Origin of the sequence: Acinetobacter septicus (genome assembly GCF_019355975.1) — a bacterium.
GTDB classification, from domain to species: domain Bacteria; phylum Pseudomonadota; class Gammaproteobacteria; order Pseudomonadales; family Moraxellaceae; genus Acinetobacter; species Acinetobacter ursingii.
The window spans coordinates 2,495,141-2,519,409 of the sequence record NZ_CP079898.1; the positions used below are offsets into that span (position 1 = coordinate 2,495,141).

Sequence of the window (24,269 nt, forward strand, 5' to 3'; positions counted from 1 at the left end):
TTTTATTTCATAACAACGGGCTGTGTATGCGCTTCATGCATCCATACGCATGCCCTGAACAAAACCTGTAAATGTCGGGGTTTTTTATTTTAAGTTTCCGATTACATTGTGCCTAAATAAAAGTACAAAAACCTACTGGCGAGGACAAAACGGCAGGAACACTATAAAAAAATTGGTTTAATTCATGATAAAAAAAGCTGGAGAAGTCAACTAATGAGTAAGCAAAAAGTATCTGATATTATTATCGAAGTGCTTGAGCAAGCGGGTGTACAGCGTTGTTATGGCATTGTGGGCGATACCTTGAATCATGTGACCGATTCGATGTCAAAAAGCAGTATTGAATGGATTCATGTTCGTCATGAAGAAGTGGGTGGGTTTGCTGCGGGTACGGATGCTTTATTGAGTGGACATTTGACGGCTTGTGCGGGGTCTTGCGGGCCGGGTAGTTTGCATTTTATTAATGGTTTGTATGAGTCGCATCGCAATCGCGCCCCGGTCATTTTGATTGCCAGTCAAATTTCGACTGAAATGGCGGGATTTATTGATTTTCCTCAATATGTTGATTTTAAATCGGTATACGAAAAAAACTCGGTATTTTGTGAAGAGATTACCCAAGCTTCACAAGCTCGGCATATTATGAGTATGGCATGTCAGGCTGCGATCAATAAGCGTGGTGTTGCAGTAGTAATTGTCCCCGCCAATATCAGTGAAGCTTCGGCTGAAGCAGGTTTGCCTTTTGTGCCGCGCCATTCTGAACCTGATATTTTGCCAAATCAAGCTGAACTTCAGCAAATGGTTGAGTTAATTTCACAGCATCAAAAAATCGGGATTTATGCAGGTGCAGGCTGTGAAGGCGCTCATGATCAGCTAGTCGCGTTCGCTGAAAAATTAAAAGCGCCGATTGCACACACTTCACGTGCCAAAGACTTTGTCGAATATGATAATCCTTACAATATGGGCATGACCGGGATTTTTGGCAATAAAGCGGGTTATCACACCTTAATGGATTGTGATTTATTGATCCTGCTGGGCGCTGATTTTGCTTGGGCACAATATTATCCAAGCCATGCCAAGATTTTACAAATCGATATTGATCCAACGCATTTAGGACGACGTCATCCGATAACGCTTGGTGCAGTCGGTAAAATTTCATCTACTTTGAATGCTTTGTTACCGTTGTTGCAAACGCGACAGGATCGAGCTTTTCTGGATCATTGTCTGGAACTTAAACATCAAAGCGATGAAAATCGACATAAAGAAGAGCGAGTGGGTAAAGAGGGCCTGATCCATCCACAATATTTGGTGTCTTTGCTCAATCGTTATGCCGATGATGATGCGATTTTCTTTGGTGATGGGGGTTCCCCAATGGTATGGGTATTGCGTCACGTGGATGTTAATGGCAAACGCCGTACCTTTACCAGTTTGTTACACGGTACCATGGCCAATGCCATGCCTCAGGCGCTGGGTGCACAAAAAGCATTTCCACAACGTCAGATCATCGCACTCTGTGGCGATGGTGGTTTAGCCATGTTATTGGGTGATTTACTCACCACCATTCAGGAAAAATTACCGATTAAAATTGTGGTGTTTAACAATAGCTCACTAAATTTTGTCGAGCTCGAACAAAAAGTGGAAGGCTTGCTCGATCATTATACCGATCTGCTCAATCCAGACTTCGGCAAGCTGGCGAGTGTCATCGGACTGCATGGACAAACCGTGACCCACGGGGATGGCTTGGAGCAGGCAGTGGAAAATTTCTTAAAACATGATGGCCCCGCCTTACTAGATGTACATACCAATCCGATGGAATTGGTCATGCCACCCGATCCAAATTTGAATCAGGTCTCTTCAACCTCTCTCTATGCCATTAAAGCGTTGATGTCAGGTCGTGTCGATGATGTCAAAAATTTATTGGTCAATAATTTTGTCAAATAAAGGCTGAGTAGAAACAGTCTCGCGATTCATTAAAAATGCATGATTTTTGAGTCATGCATTTTTATATCAGGAAACAACTTCGTCGACATTTCTCAGTCATAAAGTCGGATTAAACTCAATCACGCCTTATTTTTTTGCCGTATTCAGCATATAATAACTGCTATTTTTCGCTCACTGCGATGTATTGGTTTTTCTATTGAGGAGTCCTAAGTGGCCCAATATATTTATACGATGAACCGAGTATCCAAGATGGTGCCGCCGAAACGCGAAATCCTCAAGGATATCTCATTATCATTTTTTCCGGGTGCTAAAATTGGTGTGCTCGGCTTAAACGGTGCAGGTAAATCGACTTTGCTCCGTATTATGGCGGGCGTGGACAAAGATTTCTCAGGTGAAGCTCGTGCACAGCCGGGTATTAAAATTGGCTATCTTGAGCAAGAACCACCACTCGATCCTAATAAAGACGTGCGTGGCAACGTAGAAGATGGCGTACGTGAAGCGCTAGACGCTTTAGAGCGTTTAGATCAGGTTTTTGCAGAATATGCAGATCCCGATGCAGACTTTGACAAACTGGCCAAAGAACAAGAAAAACTGGAAGCGATTATTCAGACTTGGGATGCACACAATCTCAATAACCAATTGGAAATTGCAGCGAATGCCTTGAATCTACCAGCATGGGATGCCGACGTTTCTTTGCTTTCTGGTGGTGAGCGCCGTCGTGTGGCATTGTGTCGTTTGCTTTTGTCTAAACCAGATATGTTGCTTCTCGACGAACCGACCAACCATTTGGATGCCGAATCTGTCTCTTGGTTAGAACGTTTCCTGAAAGATTTCCCTGGCACCATCGTGGCGATTACGCATGACCGTTATTTCCTAGATAACGTGGCCGAGTGGATTCTGGAGCTTGACCGTGGACATGGTATTCCATATCAAGGCAACTATTCTTCTTGGTTGGAACAAAAGAATGCCCGTTTAGAGCAGGAACAGAAACAAGAAGAATCTTTTGCTAAAGCATTGAAAAAAGAACTGGAATGGGTTCGTTCAAATGCCAAAGGTCAGCAAAAGAAAAACAAAGCACGTATGGAACGCTTTGAAGAGTTGAACTCGAAAGAATTCCAGCAACGTAATGAAACCTCTGAAATCTACATTCCACCTGGCCCACGTTTGGGTAACAAAGTAGTGGAAGTGGAAGGGATCAGTAAATCATTTGATGGTCGTTTATTGTACGAAAATCTAACCTTTACTGTGCCACCGACTGCGATTGTGGGGATTGTGGGGCCAAACGGTGCGGGTAAAACCACACTATTTCGTATGATGACAGGTGAACAGCAACCTGATACAGGTACGGTAACACTGGGTGACTCGGTGAAAGTGGCCTATGTGGGTCAGATTCGTGACACTTTGGATAATGACAAAACTGTTTGGGAAGAAGTTTCTGGCGGTTTGGATATCTTAAAAATCGGTGATTACGAAATAGCCTCACGTGCTTATATCGGTCGCTTTAACTTTAAAGGCCAAGATCAGCAAAAACGTGTGGGTGAATTGTCGGGTGGTGAGCGTAACCGTTTACAACTGGCCAAAATCCTACAGATGGGTGCCAACGTGATCTTGCTGGATGAGCCATCGAACGATCTGGATATCGAAACCTTGCGTGCGCTGGAAGATGCCATTTTGGTATTCCCAGGTACGGTGATGGTAGTCTCGCATGACCGTTGGTTCCTAGATCGTATTGCGACTCATATTTTGTCATTTGAAAACGAACAGCCAGAATTCTACACAGGTAACTATGCAGAGTACGAGGCTTACCGTCAGTCGCGTTTAGGCGACGATGCGGTACAAAAGCGTAGTAAATATCGAAAAATTACAGGTTAATTGCCTATCAATAAAAAACCAGCTTTCGAGCTGGTTTTTTTTGCTTAAAGTTTTTTTGAAAAAAACTAAGAAAAGGCAAGTTGGCTATAAGCATCGTACAAGCAGCGTTTGGCATCAGGATGACCATCTTTGGCGGCACGTTTCAGCCATGTTTCAGCTTTACGATAATCGCGATCCAGACCCAGTTGACCATTTAAATAACCAAGCCCCATTTTATACTCAGCTTCTGAATGACCACGTAAAGCAGATCGTAAAAAACACCAAATGGCATTGCGTTCATTGAGATAAGCAAAGCTGGTTGCATGAGCTGAAACATGATCATGGACACGACGATAAATCTGATGACGCATATACTGCTGATATTGGTCATTCAGTGCCAATTGTTCAAAATAGAGACCCTGTTGATATTCTTGCTCTGCATCAGTATCTAAAAGTAAAAATACATCATTTTTAGAGTCTTGCGCTTGAAACAACAGTGTCCATACTGTTTTTAGATAATCAAACTTCATAATACGCTCCTTGTTGCTTATCAATTAAGCTAACACTTTCAATATAATCCAGTTTTTTAATGAATGCATAAATTTCGTGTAACAAGTAATGAGTTTGTTGGTCAAGTTTTAAAAAGTATTACACTTCACATAAATAGCGTTCAAAGTGACGTGGTTTGATTATAAAACATTAAGTATTTTGGTGAAATGTAATTCTATTACACCGACTGCTATTGTTATATTAGGGCGCATTTTGAGTTTATGGTGCTTATGAAGCGTTCGTTATTGATGGCAATTTTGCTGAGTTTGTTCATGTTTCAGAGTTTATGGAACGTGGCAGCGGCTTTTTGCGCGCATGAAACGGCTTCAGGTTCTGAATATAATGCGATTCCATATCATTTTGGGCATCATCTTGATGCCAGTGTCGGGCAGGTATCTGACCATCATCAGCTAAAAACAGATACTGCGAATTTCAAAACCACCACACACCCTGCTGCGATCTGGATGGATCATCATGATCATTTACCTAGCTGTCTGCATATCGTAGTGGCTGAAACTGAACAAAATGCACTAGAACCCTTCAGAACGGGTCACTTAACTCGCTCAGTTTACGATTGGGCGAATTTCTATCAGTCGCCGCATCTTATTGGATTAAATCCTCCTCCTGTTGTAACCCCGCTATAGGTGGGGTAGCCGAAAAATAACCCACCTTTTCAATGATCAAAACATGATTAAAGCGAAAGGGTTATTTTATGTATGTACATATCATTCAACAGGCAAGACGCGCGATATCACCCAAAAAAGTAATGTCGATTGTCGTATTCACAGCATTATTGCCATATTCAGCCATCACTATGGCTGACACAGAGATAGCTCAGCACAAAAACATTTCTGCACTCGAACAATCTTCCATGAGTTTTGCTCAGGTACTCGAAAAAGTACGGCAATATCAATCGAAACTAGGTGTCTGGAAAGTGCAACAGAGCATCGCCGATGCACATATTCAACAAAGTCATCTTTGGGAGAATCCCACTTTTTCTATTCAGCAAACGGGTTTTAAGTCGAATCAGGATCGTGAACTTGAATTTGGCATTTCACAAAAACTGGATGTGTTTGGTGAGCGTAAAGCGGCGACTCAACTGGCGCAGGTTCAGCGTCAGCAAGTTGATTTAAATCAAAGTTTGTATGAAGCACAACTTGAACTGGCGGTGAAGTATCTATGGTCACAAGTTGCTGTGTTTGAAATGGAAAATCAAATTGCACAACAGCAACTGGCCAATAGTCAGGATATTTTAGACGCTACACGACTACGTTATCGGGCGGGGAGTATTGCCCAACTTGATCAGGATCGTACCCTGATGGCGCATATTGAAAATCAGCGTGCTGCTCAAGAAGTCGAACTCAATCTGAACATTGCCAGAAAACGTTTGGCTAATTTATGGGGAGAATCGACCTATTCTGATCATTTAGGTTTCAACCGTGCAAACGCATGGCCTAGTGAAAGCAAGGCTGATGTCGCAGCGCATTTACAGCAGAATTTACTGCAACGCTCGATTCAGCTCCAGTTACAGCAGCAACGTTCCAATGTGAATTATCTCAAGGCAAAACGCCGTCCAAATCCAACGCTTAATGTCGGCATGGTGACGAATAAAAGTGCGGAGACGAATAATAGTGAACAACAGTTTCGAGTTGGACTGGACATTCCGCTGAATATTTTTGATCGACAGCAATATTCATTACAAATTGCACAGACACAGCAAGATTTTCTAGCGCAGCAACAAGGTTTTTATACCCAGCAAAACCTGAATAGCATTGAAACTTTACAGAGTGAACTGGCTGGATTAAAGCAGCAATATGACTTGATGAATGATCAGCAAATTCCTCTGTCCGAAGATGTGCAACGCAAAATGTTGATCGGTTTTAAAGTGGGGAAATATGCAATTACCGATGTACAACAAGCCACTGCACAGTTGCAGGAACAGCGCTTAAAAAAGGTTCAACTTCTTAAAAGTGCATGGCAAAAAGCCATAGAAACCGAAAGCTTGGCACTGGGTGTTGCGCCTGAGCAGGTCATGTCCAGTGATGCACTGAATCAAATCAATCAAACACTTTGGCAAAACACGCGTAATTTTAATGCCATTTCAGGAGCTGAATAATGTCAACTAAAAATATTCAAAAACAATGGCTCTGGGCAGGGTTGGTCATCGGCATTTGCGTTTTATTGAGTGCATGGATTGTGTTTAAGGATTCATCGAGCAAAACAGATTCACACGATGAAGGCGAACACAGCAAAGCAGAATCCACACATGCTGATGAGGCAGGCGAAGCGGAGCATTCTGAAGAGAGTCAAAAACTCACGTTAACCTCGCAGCAGATGCTAGAGTTTGGTGTGAAGCTGGCACAGGTTGAGCAGGGGCAGGTTTCTCAATCGCTGGAATATCCTGCCAAACTGGTTGCCAATACCGATCAGCAAGCGCATGTTGCTTCAACTTTTACGGGACGCGTAGAAAGTGTCAATGCCATGTTGGGGCAGCAGGTGAAAAAAGGGCAAGTTTTGGCGACTGTATTTATTCCAGAACTGGTCGATCAACAAGCAAATTTGAGTATTGCTCAGGAAGCATTGACCTTGGCACAGCAGGATTACCAACGTGAAAAGCAGTTGTTTGATCAAGGGATTTCGGCACGTCAGGATTATCAAAAAGCCTATAACACCTATCGTCAGGCACAAATTCAGGTACAGGCCGCGCGCAGTCGACTCTCTGCTTTGGGTGCAAATGCAGGAAGTCAGGGACGTTATGCTTTAAAAGCGCCTTTAAGTGGTGTGATCAGTCAAAAAGATATCGTGGTAGGGGAATACATTACTTCAGATAAACAATTGTTTGTGATCGATCAACTTGATCAACTGTGGCTGGAATTTATCATGCCAAGTGAAAAGAGTATCAGCATACAACCTCATCAACAGATTCATTTTAAGTCATTACAAACTCAGAATCGCTTTAAGGCGCAGGTTCAGACTTTAAGTGCTGAAGCAGATAGCCAGACGGGACGTTTGCAAGTCCGTGCCAAAGTACTCACACCTGCACAGGAATTACGTCCAAATTTGATGGTGAATGTTTTATTAGAGGCGAAGGACAGTCAGCCTGTACTTCGAGTGACTCGCAACGCTCTTCAGCAAATCGATGGTAAGTCGGTGGTGTTTGTTGCCAAAAATGAAAAAAATAGTGTTCATTTTCAGCCCGTAGCGGTTGAGGTCGGTAATTATTCAAGTGATGGTCAATGGATCGAGATCAAATCTGGTCTAAGCAATCAACAGCAATATGTCAGTCAAGGCAGTTTCCTTTTGAAATCAGAAATGGAAAAAGGAGAGGCTGAACATGGACACTAAACCAGAAATTGCTTTGCCATCTGCACAAAGTTTATTTGACCGTATCATTCAGTTTTCTATTCGCAATGCCATTTGGGTGATGTTATTTACCCTGACATGGATCGCGGTAGGACTCTATAGCTATCAAAAATTATCTATTGATGCTGTTCCTGATATTACCAATGTACAGGTACAAATTAACTCTCAAGCCAATGGTTTTACTGCGGCTGAAGTCGAGCAACGCATTACCTACCCGATTGAAAATGCGATGTCAGGCATGCCAAATCTGGAGCAAACCCGTTCTATTTCACGTTATGGTTTATCTCAGGTGACCATTATTTTTAAAGATGGTACAGACATTTATTGGGCGAGACAGCTGATTAATCAGCGCTTACAAGAAGCTCAAAGTGCTTTACCTGACAATATTGATCCGCAAATGTCACCTATTTCAACTGGATTAGGCGAGATCTATCAATGGGTCATTAAAGCTGAGCCGAATGCTAAAAAGGCAGATGGCAGTGCTTACACAGCAATGGATTTACGTGAAATCCAAGATTGGATTGTACGTCCACAATTACAGCGGGTAGCGGGTGTTGCAGAGGTCAATAGTATCGGTGGCTACAATAAAACTTATATTGTTTCACCAGATTTAAAACGGTTGCAGCAATTACAGATTCCTGTCACAGATCTACAAACGGCTTTAACTGAAAATAATGAAAATCGTGGTGCAGGATTTTTGGAACAAAATGGTCAGCAGTTGACTGTTCGTGTCCCAGGAACGCTTAATTCGATTCAGGACATCGAAAATGTAATGCTGAGTCAAAAAAATGGTCTGCCGATTCGGGTTGCAGATGTTGCAACTGTCTCGATTGGACATGATCTCAGAACTGGAGGTGCGACCTATAACGGTGAAGAGACCGTACTCGGTATTGCCATGATGATGATGGGCGAGAACAGTAAAACCGTTGCTCAGGCGCTTGATCACAAGATGCAGGAAGTAAAGCGTTCTTTACCCGAAGGCGTTGTGGTCGAAACAGTGTATAACCGCAGTTCACTGGTCGATAAAGCCATCAAAACGGTGGCCAAGAACCTGATTGAAGGTGCAATTCTGGTCATCGTCATCCTGTTTATCTTTCTGGGTAATTTTAGAGCAGCTCTAATTACGGCTTGTATTATTCCTCTATCGATGTTGTTTACCATTACAGGCATGGCGGAGCAGAAGATCAGTGCCAATTTGATGAGTTTAGGCGCGCTGGATTTTGGCATTATTGTCGATGGTGCAGTGGTGATTGTAGAGAACTGCATTCGACGCTTGGCGGAAGCTCAACATGCCAAAGGTCGTCTACTCACTCGCCAAGAACGTTTTACGGAAGTTTTTCTAGCGGCTAAACAAGCACGACGACCACTGATTTTTGGTCAATTGATCATCATGGTGGTGTATTTACCTATTTTTGCACTTTCGGGTGTGGAAGCCAAAATGTTTCACCCAATGGCGATGGCAGTGGTCTTAGCATTGGTGGGTGCGATGATTTTATCCGTCACTTTTGTTCCTGCCGCTGTGGCGTTATGGGTTACAGGTGAAGTCAAAGAAAAAGAAAGCCGCTGGATGTTGGCGCTAAAAAACAAGTATGCCGATGTGTTGAATTGGGCGTATCAGTTTAAATATGTTGTTGCGACTTTGGCAGTGGGTATTTTAATCATAAGCGCTGCTATTTTTACTCGGGTAGGGAGTGAGTTTGCCCCTCAACTGAGTGAGGGAGATTTTGCCTTACAACTCATGCGGGCGCCGAGTACGGGGATTGAAGAATCTTTAAAAATACAGGAACAGGTTGAGAAACAATTACTTCAGGATTTTCCTGAGGTGAAAGCGATATTTGCCAGAACAGGAACGGCTGAAGTTGCAACCGATGTCATGCCACCTAATATTTCTGACGCGATTGTATTACTAAAACCTCGTGAACAATGGCCTAATCCGAAAGAAAGCATTGATGGGTTGCGTGGTCGGATGCAGGCATATGTTGAACATATTCCAGGTAATAACAGTGAGTTCTCACAGCCGATTGAACTGCGTTTTAATGAATTGATTTCAGGTATACGTAGCGATATTGGAGTAAAAATTTTTGGCGATGATTTGCAAGTCTTAAATCAGGAGGCTGAAAAAATTGCGCAAAAACTGAGAAGAATTGAGGGTGCAACTGAGGTTAAGGTCGAGCAAACCGATGGCTTACCGTTGTTGAATGTCGACATTGATCATGCTTTAGCTGCGCAATATGGTCTGTCTGTCAGGTCTATTCAGGATCTTGTCGCGGCAAGTATTGGTGGACAGGCAGTTGGGCAGATATTACAGGGTGACCGACGTTTTGATTTTGTCATTCGTTTAAATGATGAAATGCGTACCCCTCAGCAATTGGCGCAATTACCGATTCAACTTCCCAATGGTGGCTTGATCCAATTACAAGATATTGCAAAAGTCGAAAATATTTTGGGGTTGGCACAGGTGAGCCGTGAAAATGGGAAACGTCGAGTCGTGGTGACGGCCAATGTACGTGATCGTGATTTAGGCTCTTTTGTCAAAGAAATGCAGACAGAACTGGCGCAGCAAAAACTGCCAAGTGGTTACTGGTTAGGCTTTGGTGGACAGTTTGAAAATCTAGCTTCTGCTAAAGCACGAATGCAAATCGTGGTGCCTTTGGCTTTAATCATGATCTTCGTGCTGTTAATGGCTGTGTTTCATAATTTTAAAGACAGTCTACTTGTATTTAGTGGAGTACCATTTGCCTTATCAGGTGGTTTAGTTGCGCTCTGGTTACGTGATATTCCTTTGTCGATGTCTGCGGGTGTAGGCTTTATTGCACTCTCAGGTGTTGCGGTTCTAAATGGTCTGGTGATGCTAACGTTTATCAAGGAACTACGCCTGAAATATGATGTCGCAACGGCGACATGGCAGGGGGCAGTATTGCGGCTAAGACCTGTCTTGATGACCGCTTGTGTCGCCTCGCTAGGTTTTATCCCAATGGCTTTAGCCACAGGAACTGGCGCAGAAGTCCAGCGACCTTTGGCAAGTGTTGTGATTGGTGGCATCATTTCTTCGACTTTATTGACGCTGATTTTATTGCCTGTGATTTATCGTTGGATGAATGAATCTTCAAGAACCGAGCCATCACCATCTCCGCTGTCTCATTAAGTCGGTTTTCAGCTAAATTATGCTATCTTCATGGAGCGTTAATCCCTGAAGATAGTCCTATAAAAAATAACAAGCCTCACTTAGCGTGTGGTATTTTGAAAAATAAGGAATGAAGCATGAGTGAACATCATGGGCATGAGCATAGTCATGCTGTTGTGACCGAAGAAAATGCAAAGAAACTTACCATTGCCCTATCACTCACCATTACATTTTTAATCGTAGAGGTGATCGCAGGTTTTATCACTCAAAGTTTGGCATTGTTGTCTGATGCGGCACATATGTTTACCGATGCTGCTGCGCTCGCTATTGCTCTGGCTGCCATCAAAGTGGCTAAACGTCCTGCCGATGATAAACGTACTTTTGGTTATCAACGTTTTGAAATTTTAGCGGCATTGTTCAATGCTTCCATGTTGTTTGTGGTCGCAGTTTATATTTTATTTGAAGCTTATCAGCGCTTTACCCATCCGCCTGAAATCCAGAGCGTTGGCATGATGATTGTTGCCGTGATTGGACTCATCATTAACCTGATTTCCATGAAAATTTTGGTATCCAGTGCGCAAGATAGCTTAAATGTCAAAGGCGCTTATCTGGAAGTATTAAGTGATGCGTTAGGGTCTGTTGGGGTAATCATTGGGGCGGTTATTATTTATTTTACCCAGTGGTATTGGGTCGATACGATTATTGCCGTTTTAATCGGATTTTGGGTGCTGCCAAGAACATGGATACTCCTGAAACAAAGTATCAATATTTTGCTAGAAGGCGTGCCTGAGGAAATTGATATTGAAAAGTTGCGTCAAGATTTATTAGCCTTGGACGGTGTAGAAAGTATTCACCAACTGAAAGTTTGGGCAATTACATCCAAAAATGTACATCTTACGGTACATCTATTTGCACCACACGCAGATCGGAATCAACTCTATCGAAATGCTTATGAAATGCTGTCACATCAGCATGGCATTTCTGAAATTACCCTGCAAATTGAAGAAGATGAATGTGTTGTACATGAGCATGAACACGATACAATACATGATCATGAAACCCAAAGCCATTCACATTGAAATGGCTTTTAATTTCGATCAGTCAAAAAGCAGTTAAATTTGCCATTCGTGATGACATTCACGGCATTTCCAATTCTTTTGGGATTGCATGAATGCCTGCATCGTCAATTTAAAGTTAGGCAGATCACGCCAGAACATTAGACCTGCACCTGCCGCGATCACAAAAACCACCACAGTTGCAATTTGTAGTTTTGGTCCTGCACCATGACCAAAAATCCACATGCCAATACTCATCAGGACCAGAAATAAGAGAATAAAAATAGCAGGCAGCAAGATCACCAAACTTTTCGGAATCACTGGACGAGCAGATGTTCCACCTTGCCCGACAGGCATAATTTTAACACTTTGACATTTTGGGCAACGGTACTGCATAAATGCTCCAGAATTTTATTTTCTCTATTTTAACCAAGCGTAGCTCAAATAAAAACAATAAAAAAGCCGCTGTCTGTGCAGCGGCTTTTTAGAAATTTGGCGTCCCTACGGGGATTCGAACCCCGGTTACCGCCGTGAAAGGGCGATGTCCTAGGCCTCTAGACGATAGGGACTTATGAGGCAACACATTCTAAGATTTGGTGGAGCCAAGCGGGATCGAACCGCTGACCTCTACAATGCCATTGTAGCGCTCTACCAACTGAGCTATGACCCCAGTCTGTGTGAGCGCCATATTAGGGCTATTGTGTGAATGCGTCAATAAAAAAATCAATTAAGCTTCATCAACTGCATCATTTTTCGGCAATTTTAGCGATTCATTGAGTTTTTCCCATACTTTTAGCTCTTTTTTACTCGGTGCACCCACAATTTCGAGCGCACGGCGCAAACGAGCAAAGGTTAAATCAGGGCCAATCGTGACCATCGACTGCATCACAGGTGTAGAACTGGTTGAACCTGCAATCGCAATAAAGAACGCAGGCATAAAGTCACGCAGTTTAATCTCCATTTGATTGGCTAAATCCATCAAAGTCTGGCTCACTGTCTCATTGTTCCACGTGAATTGGCTTTCCAGTCGCCAAATTGCAAACTGTAGGCTTTGGCGAACTTGCTCTTGTGACAGTTTTTTGCTTTCAAACATCTCTGCGGTAATATTGGGCATATGATTGAAATAAAAACCAGCCCAATTGACCGCTTCAGACAACAAATGAATTCGTGGTTGAATGGCCGCCGCAATATCTTCCAATGTGTTGCGATCATTTTTCCATGTCAGTAACCGATCAAGCAGTTGTCCGGGTGTCAGGGCTTTAATCCATTGACCATTGAGCCAGTTGAGTTTTTCTACATCAAAAATTGGCCCGCCCAAAGATACACGTTGAATATCAAAATGCTCGATCATTTCGTCTAAAGTAAACACTTCGCGCTCGTCTGGCATTGACCAACCCATACGACCTAAATAATTCAGCAAGGCTTCTGGCAATACACCAATATCTCGATAATAGTTAATCGAGGTCGGGTTTTTGCGTTTGGATAATTTTGATTTGTCAGGATTACGCAACAGTGGCATATGACACAGCACTGGCATTTCCCAACCAAAATATTGATAAAGCAATTGATGTTTCGGTGCAGATGGTAGCCATTCTTCACCACGTAACACGTGGGTAATTTCCATCAAATGATCATCGACCACATTCGCAAGGTGATAAGTGGGTAAGCCATCCGTTTTCAACAGGACTTGCATGTCTACTTGCGCCCAAGGAATTTCAACCTCACCACGTAATAAGTCATTAAAACGACAAATCCCTTCTTCGGGCACTTTCATTCGAATGACGTGCGGTTCTCCCGCAGCCAAACGCTGTTCAACTTCTTGTTTTGAAAGTTTTAAACCGCGTCCATCATATTTCGGTGTTTCACCACGCGCCATTTGTTCAGCACGCATTTGATCCAGCTCTTCAGCAGTTGCAAAGCAATAAAATGCATGACCTTTTTCAATCAGATCCAACGCATATTGCTTATAAATCCCCATGCGTTCTGATTGACGATAGGGTGCATGTGGACCGCCAATATCTGGACCTTCCGCCCAATTAAGACCTAACCAGCGTAGCGAATCCAAAATCATTTTTTCTGATTCAGGCGTAGAGCGAAGCTGATCGGTATCTTCAATACGAAGAATAAATTCACCACCATGTTGTTTGGCAAAACATAGATTAAACAAGGCAATGTAAGCGGTTCCAACATGCGGGAAACCAGTAGGAGATGGAGCAATACGCGTACGGACTTTCATCATTTAAAAATAAAATCAAAAAAGGAATTGGACTTAGTATAACGGAAAAAGCCTAGCGTCTTGACCATTATTTGAGTCAAAAATCGCGAGGCTTTTTGTGAAATTTAATCAGCTATAACAAAAATTAAGAATTATGCGGCTGAAAAAAAGACTGAACAAAACGAGAAAAACGCTGATGTTGAGTCGCAAAAAAGTTTTGGCTGGGTGCAACACGAATGGTGTTCAACATTTTAATTTCATCATCTGTCGTTGGTAATGACGAGAGATTACGTTTTTGTTGATCCAGTGCCTTTTCAATCAATGAATTTTTTTCATTCGGCTTGATTTGAGTGTCTTTAATGACGGCAGCAGTACTGAACTGGGAAAAAAGTCCCAAACTTAAACTTAAACCAAGTACTTTAATTAACTGCATTTTCATGCAAACATCCCCCAGCATGCATCTATTTTTATTGCTGAACTGCAAGTCTACAACAAATGTAAACTAAAATAATTACGATTCGGCTATAAATATATAATAAAAATGCGACCTATGTCACAATTTTTACAAAAGTATAAAAATATCAATCAAGATATCCCTTTAAGGATACTTAATGCTACAACTATCTTGTAACAAACAAATATGAATAAAGTATGAAAAATTTTAAGCAAAGTCATTTTGCCTAAAATAAAGTGTATCAAATTATATATTTTCTAGTTTAGCATATAATGCGATATATTTCTGAAAATATTGTATAAGTATTTGATTGTAAAAAATTTATATTAAAATATAGTAAATAAAAACAAATTTAAGAGATGACAATGAATAAGATTTTATCCACAGTATTACTGGCATGGTTGGGGACAAGTGCAAGTGTGGTTTATGCAGCCACTTCTTTTTTGAATGTGTCTTATGATCCAACACGCGAGTTTTATCAGGAATACAATAAAAGTTTTGGTGAATATTGGAAAAAGCGTACAGGACAAGATGTCGACTTTAAACAATCACATGGCGGATCAGGTAAACAGGCGCGTGCGGTGATTGATGGTTTACAAGCTGATGTGGTGACGCTAGCACTGGCCAATGATATTGATGAAATTGCCAATGTGGGTTTGATCAAGAAAAATTGGCAGAAAGAGTTTCCTCATAATTCAGCCCCGTATACTTCGACCATCGTTTTTCTGGTTCGCAAGGGCAATCCTAAGCAAATTAAAGACTGGAATGATCTGACCAAACCGGGTGTAGAAATTATTACGCCAAATCCAAAAACAGGTGGAGCACCACGTTGGATTTATTTGGCTGCATGGGGCTATGCCTTAAAGCAGCCGGGTGGCAATGATGCCAAGGCCCGTGAGCTCGTCAAAAAGCTTTATCATAATGTGAAGGTGTTAGACTCAGGTGCGCGAGGTTCCCTGACGACCTTTGCAGAACGTGGCATTGGCGATGTGTTACTGTCTTGGGAAAATGAAGCCTTACTGGCAACTCAGCAGGGTTCAGGTAAGGAGCAGTATGAGATTATTTATCCTTCTATTTCTATTTTGGCAGAGCCTTCTGTGGCGATTGTGGATAAGACCGTCGATAAAGATGGCAATCGTAATTTAGCCAAAGGTTATTTGAATTATTTATATTCTCCACTGGGGCAGGATTTGGCAGCGAAATATAATTTTAGACCACGCGATGCCAAAGCCGCAGCTAAATATGCGGGCAAGTTCCCAAAAATTAAATTGTTTACCATTGGGGATGTATTTGGCGGTTGGGCTAAAGCGCAGAAAACCCATTTTGTAAATGGCGCGATTTATGACCAAATTTCGGCAGAAAAACCTTAAGATTGGATATATAACAGACTTGCTTCATCATTATTTAAACTCGCTTTATTTTTCTTCCATAGAGAAAATAAAAGGGACTCATGAATGAATTCTAAACAACCGATCTGAGCATTCAGGCTGAGATTGGTTTTTGTGTGAAAAAAATAATTTAAAACACATTTTAAAGCGGGTGGGGGGAGTAAAAAAGCACATTTAGGCTTGATTTGTCTGCAATATTCTCCAAAAAACGGTTTTGCCCATGAAAAATAAGAATTCCCAACAAAAAGTCGTTTGGAGCTTTGCCAAAACAAGGTAATAATGTGCAGTTAAATTTTTAGCTTTTTATGATCTTGCCCTTATGTCACATATTTCCGTTTTACTTCATGAAACTGTCGATGCCTTACTGGCTGAACGTGATACGGGAATTTATGTAGATGGCACTTTTGGTCGCGGTGGTCATACGCGGGCTTTACTGGAAAAATTAGATGCCAATGCACGTGTTTATGCGTTTGATAAAGATCCACAAGCCTTGTCTGTTGCACATGAGTTAGCACAGCGTGATTCCCGCTTTCAAATTATTCATGCCAGTTTTGCTGATCTGCAAACTGAGTTGAATCGTATTGGGATTACTCAGGTGGATGGGATCATGGCCGATCTGGGCGTATCTTCACCGCAGTTGGATCAGGCTGAGCGCGGTTTTAGTTTTATGCAAGATGGCCCGCTCGATATGCGTATGGATAATTCGCAGGGACAAACCGCTGCAGAATGGTTGCTGGACATTAAAGAAGAAGACTTGGCCAATATTATTTATCAATATGGTGAAGAGCGCTATAGTCGTCGTTTGGCCAAAGTGATTAAACAGGCAGGGTACATCGAAACCACAGGTCAATTGGCTGAATTGGTCAAAACGGCTCATCCTAAATGGGAAAAACATAAGCATCCCGCGACTCGAACTTTTCAGGCGATTCGAATTGCTATAAATAAAGAGCTGGAAGATATTGAAATCTTTTTGCCTCAAGCGGTAGAGTTGTTAAAACCACAGGGTCGTCTAGCCGTGATCAGTTTTCATTCCTTAGAAGATCGTTTGATTAAACAGTTTATTCAAAAAGAATCAACGCTTGCGGAAGATACGGGCTGGGGTTTACCCCAAAAGCAGGTGGATACACGACGTTTAAAGAAAATTGCACGACTACGTGCCAGTGAAGAAGAAGTAAAATCCAATCCGCGTTCGCGTAGTGCGTGGCTGAGGGTTGCCGAACGATTAGTATGAAAAGGCAAATCATGGAAACAGAAGAACAGTTCCCGTCCGCGCGTAAAACGACTTTTAGAAAGGTTGTGACCTACGCAGTTTTGATCAGTCTGGTGTTTATTAGTGCCATGATGGTGGTGTTTCAGGTGTTTGAATACCGACATGATTATCGTGATTTGAGTACTTATATGCGTGAAAAAGATGATCTAAATGCAGAATGGGGGCGTTTACTGATTGAGCAGCAAACTTTTGGCGCGACCGCACAAATTGGAACCCGTGCAGTTACCCAATTGCGGATGTTTTCTCCTCCTGCTGCACAAACTGTTGTAATTTCATTACCTATGACTCCAGAGCAAAAAAAGTAAGGCATGCTGTATGGTAGATAAGCGCATTAAGCAAACACGAAAAAAACAGCAGTCCATTACTGAAAAGCCCACCCTTGCTTTTGATATGTGGCGTTTTTATTTACTTTGGTTCACGGTATTCCTGTGTTTTGTGGTTTTGGTGACGCGGGCATTCTATGTTCAGGTAGTGAATAAAGACTTTTTACAAAATAAAGCCAATGCCAATATTTTGCGTACTGAACAGTTAAAAGCGATGCGCGGCGTGATTAGCGATCGGCATGGTGTACCTTTGGCGATTAGTACCCCGATTATGAATGTGGTGATTGATCCGCGTGATTATTTTGAAGCTAAAAAACAATATGAAGAGATTTCGGAAAAAATTAAAAAAGAACCCGAAAATGCACGTCGTTTAAGACGAGAACTGCCTGATAAGAATCTAAATCTGGATGAATTAGCAGATATTGTGGGTATGGATCGAGCCAGTTTAAAGAAAATGATGAATGACCGTCCTCGTTCACGTTATCTGGTGTTGAAAAAAGAAGTTCCGCCACAGCAGACAGATATCATTTCAAAGCGTAATTTTGAGGGTGTTTATACTGAAAAAAACTATAAGCGCTACTATCCACAGCCTCAGCCCAATGCACAGATTATTGGCCTGACCAATAATGATGGCAAAGGGATTGAAGGGCTGGAAATGCAGCTCAATAAACAACTCTCGGGAATTGACGGTGAACAGAAAATCATTCGTGATAAACACGGCAATCGTCTCAAAATTTCAGAAGTGATTAAAGAAGTTCAGCCGGGTGAAAACGTTACCTTAAGTATCGACTCACGCTTACAATATATTATGTATCGTGAACTCACCGCTGCGGGTGTAGCAAACAATGCGCGCTCTGCGTCTGCAATTGCAGTCGATGTGAAAACGGGTGAAATTTTGGCGATGAGCAGTTGGCCATCGTATAACCCAAATGACAAAAAGGGTCTGTCCAATAAAGATGCCATGCGTAACCGTGGTGCAATTGATATGTTCGAACCAGGTTCTACCATGAAGCCGTTTACTGTTTCAGCGGCGCTAGAAACAGGACAATACACCCCAAATACCATCGTCAATACTTCGCCGGGTTCGATGAAACTGGGTTGGCATACCATTCGGGATACGCATAACTACGGTGCATTAACCGTGAGTGGCGTAATTATTAAATCTTCGAACGTGGGTTCTGCCAAAATTGCCTTGTCTTTACCAAAAGATACCTTACCGACCTTCTTTCGTCGTGTTGGATTTGGACAACGTTCAGCAGTCAAATTCCCGGGCGAAAGTAGTGGTCTATTATTACCTGCTAACCGTCTAAATCCGTCACAATTGGGGACGATGGCCTATGGTTATGGTTTAAATGCCACCATTTTGCAGGTAGCACAAGGTTATGCCATGCTTGCCAATCACGGCCTGAAAATGCCTTTGAGCTTGCATAAGTTAGATGAAGTCCCTAAAGGCGAGCAGGTATTGTCGCCTAAAATAGCCGATGAAGTATTATTGATGCTTGAGCAGGTCACCATGCCGGGTGGTACGGCACGTCAAGCCAATATTCCAGGGTATCGTGTCGGTGGTAAAACAGGAACGGCGCATAAACTACGCGCAGATGGTAAGGGTTATTCTAACAATGAATATCGGGCTTTATTTGCAGGGGTTGCGCCAGTCAGTGATCCGCGTCTGGCGATTATTGTTGTGGTGGAAAATCCACAAGGTCGTTATTACGGTGGTCTGGTGGCTGCGCCTGTATTCGCCAAGATTATGCAGGAATCCTTGCGGCTGATGAATGTTCCACTAGATAAACCACTCGATACCCCAACCATTCAGTAATCAGGTGAATTATGTCGATTTCTTTTCAAGATATTTATACCAAAGCACTGGATATTGAATGGCTAAAACAGCCATTTTCTGGATTTAATTTAGATAGCCGCAAAGTTCAGACGGGGCAAATTTTTATTGCACTGACGAGTTATTCTCAACCTGAGAAAACCCTGAGCTTTGCGCAAAAAGCACTTGAATCTGGCGCTTTGGGAATTATTAGTGAGCAGCCTCTGGGGCTTGCCAATGAATGGGTGTGTCCAGATGTGCGTTTGCAAATGGGTCGATGGCAGCGTGATTATCTGCAAAAAACCGATCCAGTAAAACCTGCGCGTATCCTTGCTGTGACGGGCACCAATGGTAAAACGACTATTTCACGTTTGATGGCAGAGTTAATCAGCCTGCAACAACAGCGTTGTGCGGTGTTTGGTACGACGGGGAATGGTATTTTGCCGCATTTAAATCCATCGACACATACCACGCTGGATGCTTTGCAACTGCAAACCTTGTTGCATGATTATGCCAAACAGGGCGCGACTTTCGCTTCACTCGAAGCCAGCTCGCATGGCCTTGAACAAGGGCGTTTAAATGGTTGCGACATTGAAATAGCCGTGTATTCAAACTTAAGTCGTGATCATCTGGATTATCATGGAACGCTTCAAGCCTACGCTGAAGCGAAATCTAGATTATTTGCATTTGAACAACTCAAAGTCGCGGTGATTAATTTAGATGATGATTACGCAGATTTAATGCTCAAGGTGGCAAAAAACAATCCATCTCAACCTAAAATTTATACGTATTCCCTGCAAAATCAAAGCTCAGATTATCTGGTGCAGGCGGTCAATTATCAGTTGCATGGTGCAGAGATTCAATTGCGCAGTCCGCGTGGTATTTTCCAGATTCAAAGTCCGTTTTTGGGACAGTTTAATGTGGAAAATCTGATTGCGAGTCTGATTGCGGTTGAAGCTGCGGGATTCGATCTGGCTGAATTGATTGAAACCGTACCTAAGCTTCAAGGTGCGCCGGGACGGATGCAAGTGATTCGCGATGGTGAGCGTTTATTTGTGGTGGATTATGCACATACCCCTGATGCATTAACTCAGGTATTAACTACCTTAAAGCGACATACTCGGCATCAGCTTTGGGCGGTCTTTGGTTGTGGCGGAGACCGTGATCGGGGCAAACGACCATTGATGACGCAAGCAGCATTGGAAGGGGCGGATCCTGTGGTGTTGACTTCTGATAATCCTCGAACCGAAGATCCGAATCAAATCTTTGCAGATATGCGTGAAGCCGTAGATTTTAGCTTACATCATGTCTTTGAAATTCGAGATCGCCGTGAAGCGATTAAATTTGCCGTGAATGAAGCCAAAAATGGCGATATTGTGGTCATTGCGGGCAAGGGACATGAAAATTATCAAGAAATTGATGGGGTGCGACACTGGTTTGATGATGTCGTAGAGGTTCAGGCTGCAATCGATGCGCAGGCGCATTCAGTGCATAGCGCATATCCAGCACAATAGGTTTAAGTTTTATGCATACATCGACGACCAGTACGGTAGAGTTGACTCCATGGACGGCTGAACAGTTGCAACAGGCAACGCATGGTTATTGGTATCAAGATAAGCCGCCTACACAATCCATCAAACGGATTTTAACCGATTCGCGTCATGCCGAATCGGGCGATGCCTTTTTAGCATTGAAAGGTGAGCGCTTTGATGCACATGATTTTGTTGCACAAGTGGCTCAACATGGTTGTCAGGTGGTGATTGTTGAGCGTCCTCTAGATGTTGATATTGCTCAGCTTGTGGTGCCAGATACACGTCTGGCGCTCGGTCATTTAGGTGCTTATCGTCGTGCCCAATATCCAGATTTAAAAGTCATTGCATTGACTGGAAGTAGCGGCAAAACCACGACCAAAGAAATGTTGGGCAGTATTTTCGGACTACTTGCACCGACTTTAGTCACTCGCGGTAATCTCAATAATGATTTGGGTGTGCCGATGATGTTGCTTGAGCTCAAACCTGAACATCAATATGCCGTGATGGAGCTAGGTGCGAGCCATCAGGGTGAAATTGATTATACCTCTGGTCTGGTGCAGCCACAGGTGGCAGGGATTCTGAATATCGGGACTGCGCATCTGGGCGAATTTGGTGGACGTGAAGGCATTTGCCGTGCGAAATCGGAAATTTATGTGCATATTGCGCCAGAGGGTAGCTCGATTATCCCTGCAAATGATGATTTTACTGCGAAAATTCGTCAGGCTGTACAAACTGCGCAGCAACTTTCTTTTGGAGAAGGTGGTGATGTTTTTGCAACTGATATTAAACTTAATGCACAATCCAGTCAGTTTACATTACATACACCGCAAGGTCTCGCACAGATTCATCTGCCTTTTGCAGGTCTGCATAATGTAGAGAATGCGACTGCGGCGGCGGCATTTGCACTTGCCATTGGGGTTCAACTGGATGATATTGTGACGGGGCTAGAACAGGCCAAAGGTGCAAAAGGTCGTCTGAACTTTATTCAGCGTAAGCAATATCTCTTTATTGATGATACCTATAATGCAAATCCCACCTCTATGCGCGCTGCGGCTGAAGTGTTAAGTCAGCAGATTGGCTTTAAAGTCATGGTCATGGGCGATATTGGTGAGTTAGGTGATGCAAGTGTGCAAGAGCATCATGATTTGGGACGTGATCTGGTCGATTACCCTTTGGATCTAATTGTCGCCGTGGGTGAGTTTGCTCAAGCGGCTTTACAAGGGGCTTCACACAGTGTTCATGCCTCAAAATTAAAAGCATTTGCAACGCAAGCAGACGCGCTGATTTTTTTAACGAATTTAATTCAACAACATCAACCCGAGTCAATGAGTTTCCTGTTTAAGGGCTCTCGTTATACCCACATGGAAACGTTGATGGCAGATTTGATGGAGAAACTCTAAATGCTGTTATGGCTATTTGAACATCTTGCGGGCTATAACAGTTCGTTTCAGGTGGTTCGATATTTAACCCTGCGTTCTTTACTCAGTATATTGACGGCACTGGCGATTGGCTGGTTACTTGGCCCTGTGATGATCCGTAAATTACAGGCACTCAAATATGGTCAGGCGGTGAGTTCTTACGCACCTGAAAACCATGCCAAAAAAATGGGTACACCAACCATGGGAGGCGTACTGATCCTCTTATCGATTGGGATCAGTACTTTGCTTTGGGCGGATTTATCCAATCCTTATGTCTGGATTGTGCTTGGAGTCATGGTGGTCTTTGGTGCCGTGGGCTGGGCGGATGATTGGATTAAAATCCGTTATAAGGACAATGCTGGTTTGCCGGCACGTAAAAAGTTTTTCTGGACATCGCTGGCTTCACTTGGAGCAGGGATTGCATTGTATGTGATCGCGATTCATCAGCCGAATCCGATTCATACTGCGAACATGCTGGATTTGTTGATTCCATTTTTCAAAAATCTATCAATTCCATTATCCGCAGTACCTTTAGGCATTGCGTTTATTATTTTCACCTACCTTGTGATTAACGGTGCATCTAATGCAGTCAATCTAACCGACGGTCTGGATGGTTTGGCGATTATGCCGATTGTGATGGTTGCCGCAGGTTTGGGGGTGTTTGCTTATCTGGCGGGTGATATCCGTTTTGCCAACTATTTGCATATTCCTTATGTCAAATACACTTCTGAACTGGTGGTAATTTGTTCCGCAATGGTCGGCGCGGGCTTAGCTTTTTTATGGTACAACGCACATCCTGCTCAAATCTTCATGGGTGATGTCGGTGCATTGGCACTCGGTGCAATGCTGGGTACGATTGCAGTCATGGTACGTCAGGAAATCGTGTTTGCGATTATGGGTGGCGTATTTGTGATGGAAGCGATTTCTGTCTTCCTGCAAATTGGGTCATTGCGCATGCGTAATAAACGCGTGTTTTTGATGGCGCCGTTGCATCACCATTATGAAAAACAGGGTTGGAAAGAAACACAGGTGGTGATTCGCTTCTGGATTATCACCATTATGCTGGTGGTTTTAGGTCTAATGACTTTAAAATTACGTTAAGCTGAAAAACTCAAAAAGCCAGCAAAGCTGGCTTTTTTTATATGAGAGAAAATCATGAGTGTGTTGATGTGTCCAGTGTGTCGTCAGGCTTTAAATTTGATCGGGCGCACATGGCGATGTGAGCAAGGGCATAGTTATGATCTGGCCAAACAAGGTTATGTAAATTTACATGTGGTTCAACACAAACACAGTAAAACACCCGGAGATACACCTGAGTCTGTATTGGCACGTCGTCTTTTTCTATCCGAAGGTTTTTACCAGCCTTTACGGGATGCAGTCGTGGTTCAATTGCAGCAACTGCAATTGCATACATTATTGGACATTGGCTGCGGCGAAGGCTATTACACGTCTGCAATGCAGCAACAAGTTCAGCAATGTATTGGGCTAGATATTGCAAAAACGGCAGTTCAACATGCGGCCAAGCTTAACGCTCAAGTGACTTGGGTGGTGGGGACAGGCGCAACCTTACCTGTACTTGATCAAAGTATTGATATTTGTACCAGCTTATTTAGCCCGATTCCGAAAGATGAAATTTTAAGAGCCTTAAAACCAAAAGGTTATTTATTGGTGGTGACGCCTGCGCCTGAGCATTTATATGCGTTGCGTGAAGCGCTATTTGATGAAGTAAAACCCCATCAGCCCAATAAGTTTGTTGAGCAATTACAGTCCGATTTTGAGTTGGTCTTGCAACAACATGTCGAGAGCCAGTTTGATTTGGATCAGGATCAGTTGAAAAATCTGATTGCAATGACACCCTATGCCTATAAAGCCAAGCCTGAAAAAAGACAGCAATTGGAACAGCAAACCCAGTTTGAACTTACAGCGCATTTTCAAATGTATCTTTTCCAAAAGAAATAAAGCCATCTTGAAAGATG

General features: G+C 42.8%; 19 protein-coding genes and 2 tRNA genes. 15 read left to right on the top strand and 6 right to left on the bottom strand.

What is annotated here, in order from left to right; all coding sequences use genetic code 11:
- Positions 1-213 precede the first annotated feature (213 nt).
- Complete coding sequence (locus I6L31_RS11900) at positions 214-1,935, top strand: thiamine pyrophosphate-dependent enzyme (protein WP_005001085.1); 1,722 nt, start codon at positions 214-216, stop codon at positions 1,933-1,935.
- 210 nt (positions 1,936-2,145) lie between these two features.
- Entirely contained in the window at positions 2,146-3,807 is a 1,662-nt protein-coding gene (gene ettA / locus I6L31_RS11905; RefSeq protein WP_004991802.1) for an energy-dependent translational throttle protein EttA, read from the top strand.
- A gap of 65 nt (positions 3,808-3,872) precedes the next feature.
- Here ettA and I6L31_RS11910 read toward each other — a convergent pair whose 3' ends face one another.
- Positions 3,873-4,316 (bottom strand): SEL1-like repeat protein, encoded by a 444-nt coding sequence (locus I6L31_RS11910; protein WP_005001087.1) that lies wholly within the window; start codon positions 4,314-4,316, stop codon positions 3,873-3,875.
- Between the two features lie 249 nt (positions 4,317-4,565).
- Between I6L31_RS11910 and I6L31_RS11915 the strand changes: the two genes are divergently transcribed.
- From I6L31_RS11915 to I6L31_RS11935, 5 genes are all read left to right on the top strand, one after another.
- The gene (locus I6L31_RS11915) at positions 4,566-4,979 is read left to right on the top strand and encodes a cation efflux protein, CzcI-like (protein WP_010588593.1); all 414 of its coding nucleotides are present in this window, start codon (positions 4,566-4,568) and stop codon (positions 4,977-4,979) included.
- A gap of 68 nt (positions 4,980-5,047) precedes the next feature.
- Positions 5,048-6,451 carry a TolC family protein gene (locus I6L31_RS11920; RefSeq protein ID WP_004991794.1) on the top strand — a complete coding sequence of 468 codons (1,404 nt, stop codon included), beginning with the start codon at positions 5,048-5,050 and terminating at the stop codon, positions 6,449-6,451.
- The gene (locus I6L31_RS11925) at positions 6,451-7,680 is read left to right on the top strand and encodes an efflux RND transporter periplasmic adaptor subunit (protein ID WP_004991790.1); all 1,230 of its coding nucleotides are present in this window, start codon (positions 6,451-6,453) and stop codon (positions 7,678-7,680) included. The genes I6L31_RS11920 and I6L31_RS11925 overlap by 1 nt, the downstream gene beginning before the upstream one ends.
- Positions 7,670-10,843: an efflux RND transporter permease subunit gene (locus I6L31_RS11930; protein WP_005001091.1), complete on the top strand. Its 3,174-nt coding sequence runs from the start codon at positions 7,670-7,672 to the stop codon at positions 10,841-10,843. Before I6L31_RS11925 ends, I6L31_RS11930 begins: the two co-directional genes overlap by 11 nt.
- A 116-nt stretch (positions 10,844-10,959) precedes the next feature.
- A complete protein-coding gene (locus I6L31_RS11935; RefSeq protein ID WP_004991787.1) occupies positions 10,960-11,901 on the top strand; it encodes a cation diffusion facilitator family transporter in 942 nt (313 codons plus the stop codon).
- 33 nt (positions 11,902-11,934) lie between these two features.
- Here I6L31_RS11935 and I6L31_RS11940 read toward each other — a convergent pair whose 3' ends face one another.
- The 5 genes from I6L31_RS11940 to I6L31_RS11960 form a co-directional block, all read right to left on the bottom strand.
- Positions 11,935-12,273, bottom strand: a complete 339-nt coding sequence (locus I6L31_RS11940; protein ID WP_004991784.1) for a zinc-ribbon domain-containing protein — start codon at positions 12,271-12,273, stop codon at positions 11,935-11,937.
- 97 nt (positions 12,274-12,370) lie between these two features.
- Positions 12,371-12,446 (bottom strand) — tRNA-Glu (locus I6L31_RS11945).
- 25 nt (positions 12,447-12,471) lie between these two features.
- A tRNA-Ala gene (locus tag I6L31_RS11950) sits at positions 12,472-12,547 on the bottom strand.
- A 57-nt stretch (positions 12,548-12,604) separates the two neighbouring features.
- The gene (gltX, locus tag I6L31_RS11955; RefSeq protein ID WP_010588592.1) at positions 12,605-14,113 is read right to left on the bottom strand and encodes a glutamate--tRNA ligase; all 1,509 of its coding nucleotides are present in this window, start codon (positions 14,111-14,113) and stop codon (positions 12,605-12,607) included.
- Positions 14,114-14,237: 124 nt separating this feature from the next.
- A complete protein-coding gene (locus tag I6L31_RS11960) occupies positions 14,238-14,531 on the bottom strand; it encodes a hypothetical protein (protein ID WP_004991781.1) in 294 nt (97 codons plus the stop codon).
- Positions 14,532-14,911: 380 nt separating this feature from the next.
- Between I6L31_RS11960 and I6L31_RS11965 the strand changes: the two genes are divergently transcribed.
- From I6L31_RS11965 to I6L31_RS12000, 8 genes are all read left to right on the top strand, one after another.
- Positions 14,912-15,916, top strand: coding sequence for a sulfate ABC transporter substrate-binding protein (locus I6L31_RS11965; RefSeq protein ID WP_004991779.1), 1,005 nt, complete (start codon positions 14,912-14,914; stop codon positions 15,914-15,916).
- A gap of 337 nt (positions 15,917-16,253) precedes the next feature.
- The gene (gene rsmH / locus I6L31_RS11970; protein WP_004991777.1) at positions 16,254-17,165 is read left to right on the top strand and encodes a 16S rRNA (cytosine(1402)-N(4))-methyltransferase RsmH; all 912 of its coding nucleotides are present in this window, start codon (positions 16,254-16,256) and stop codon (positions 17,163-17,165) included.
- Positions 17,166-17,176: 11 nt separating this feature from the next.
- Positions 17,177-17,509, top strand: a complete 333-nt coding sequence (gene ftsL, locus I6L31_RS11975; RefSeq protein ID WP_004991776.1) for a cell division protein FtsL — start codon at positions 17,177-17,179, stop codon at positions 17,507-17,509.
- Positions 17,510-17,519: 10 nt separating this feature from the next.
- Complete coding sequence (gene ftsI, locus I6L31_RS11980) at positions 17,520-19,346, top strand: penicillin-binding protein PBP3 (protein ID WP_004991774.1); 1,827 nt, start codon at positions 17,520-17,522, stop codon at positions 19,344-19,346.
- Positions 19,347-19,357: 11 nt separating this feature from the next.
- Positions 19,358-20,857: a UDP-N-acetylmuramoyl-L-alanyl-D-glutamate--2,6-diaminopimelate ligase gene (locus I6L31_RS11985; protein ID WP_004991771.1), complete on the top strand. Its 1,500-nt coding sequence runs from the start codon at positions 19,358-19,360 to the stop codon at positions 20,855-20,857.
- Between the two features lie 11 nt (positions 20,858-20,868).
- A complete protein-coding gene (locus I6L31_RS11990; RefSeq protein WP_005001100.1) occupies positions 20,869-22,275 on the top strand; it encodes a UDP-N-acetylmuramoyl-tripeptide--D-alanyl-D-alanine ligase in 1,407 nt (468 codons plus the stop codon).
- Positions 22,276-23,394, top strand: a complete 1,119-nt coding sequence (mraY, locus tag I6L31_RS11995; protein WP_004991766.1) for a phospho-N-acetylmuramoyl-pentapeptide-transferase — start codon at positions 22,276-22,278, stop codon at positions 23,392-23,394. It abuts the gene before it with no gap.
- Positions 23,395-23,448: 54 nt separating this feature from the next.
- On the top strand, positions 23,449-24,252 hold the full coding sequence (locus tag I6L31_RS12000) for a putative RNA methyltransferase (protein ID WP_004991763.1): 804 nt from the start codon (positions 23,449-23,451) through the stop codon (positions 24,250-24,252).
- Positions 24,253-24,269: the final 17 nt, after the last annotated feature.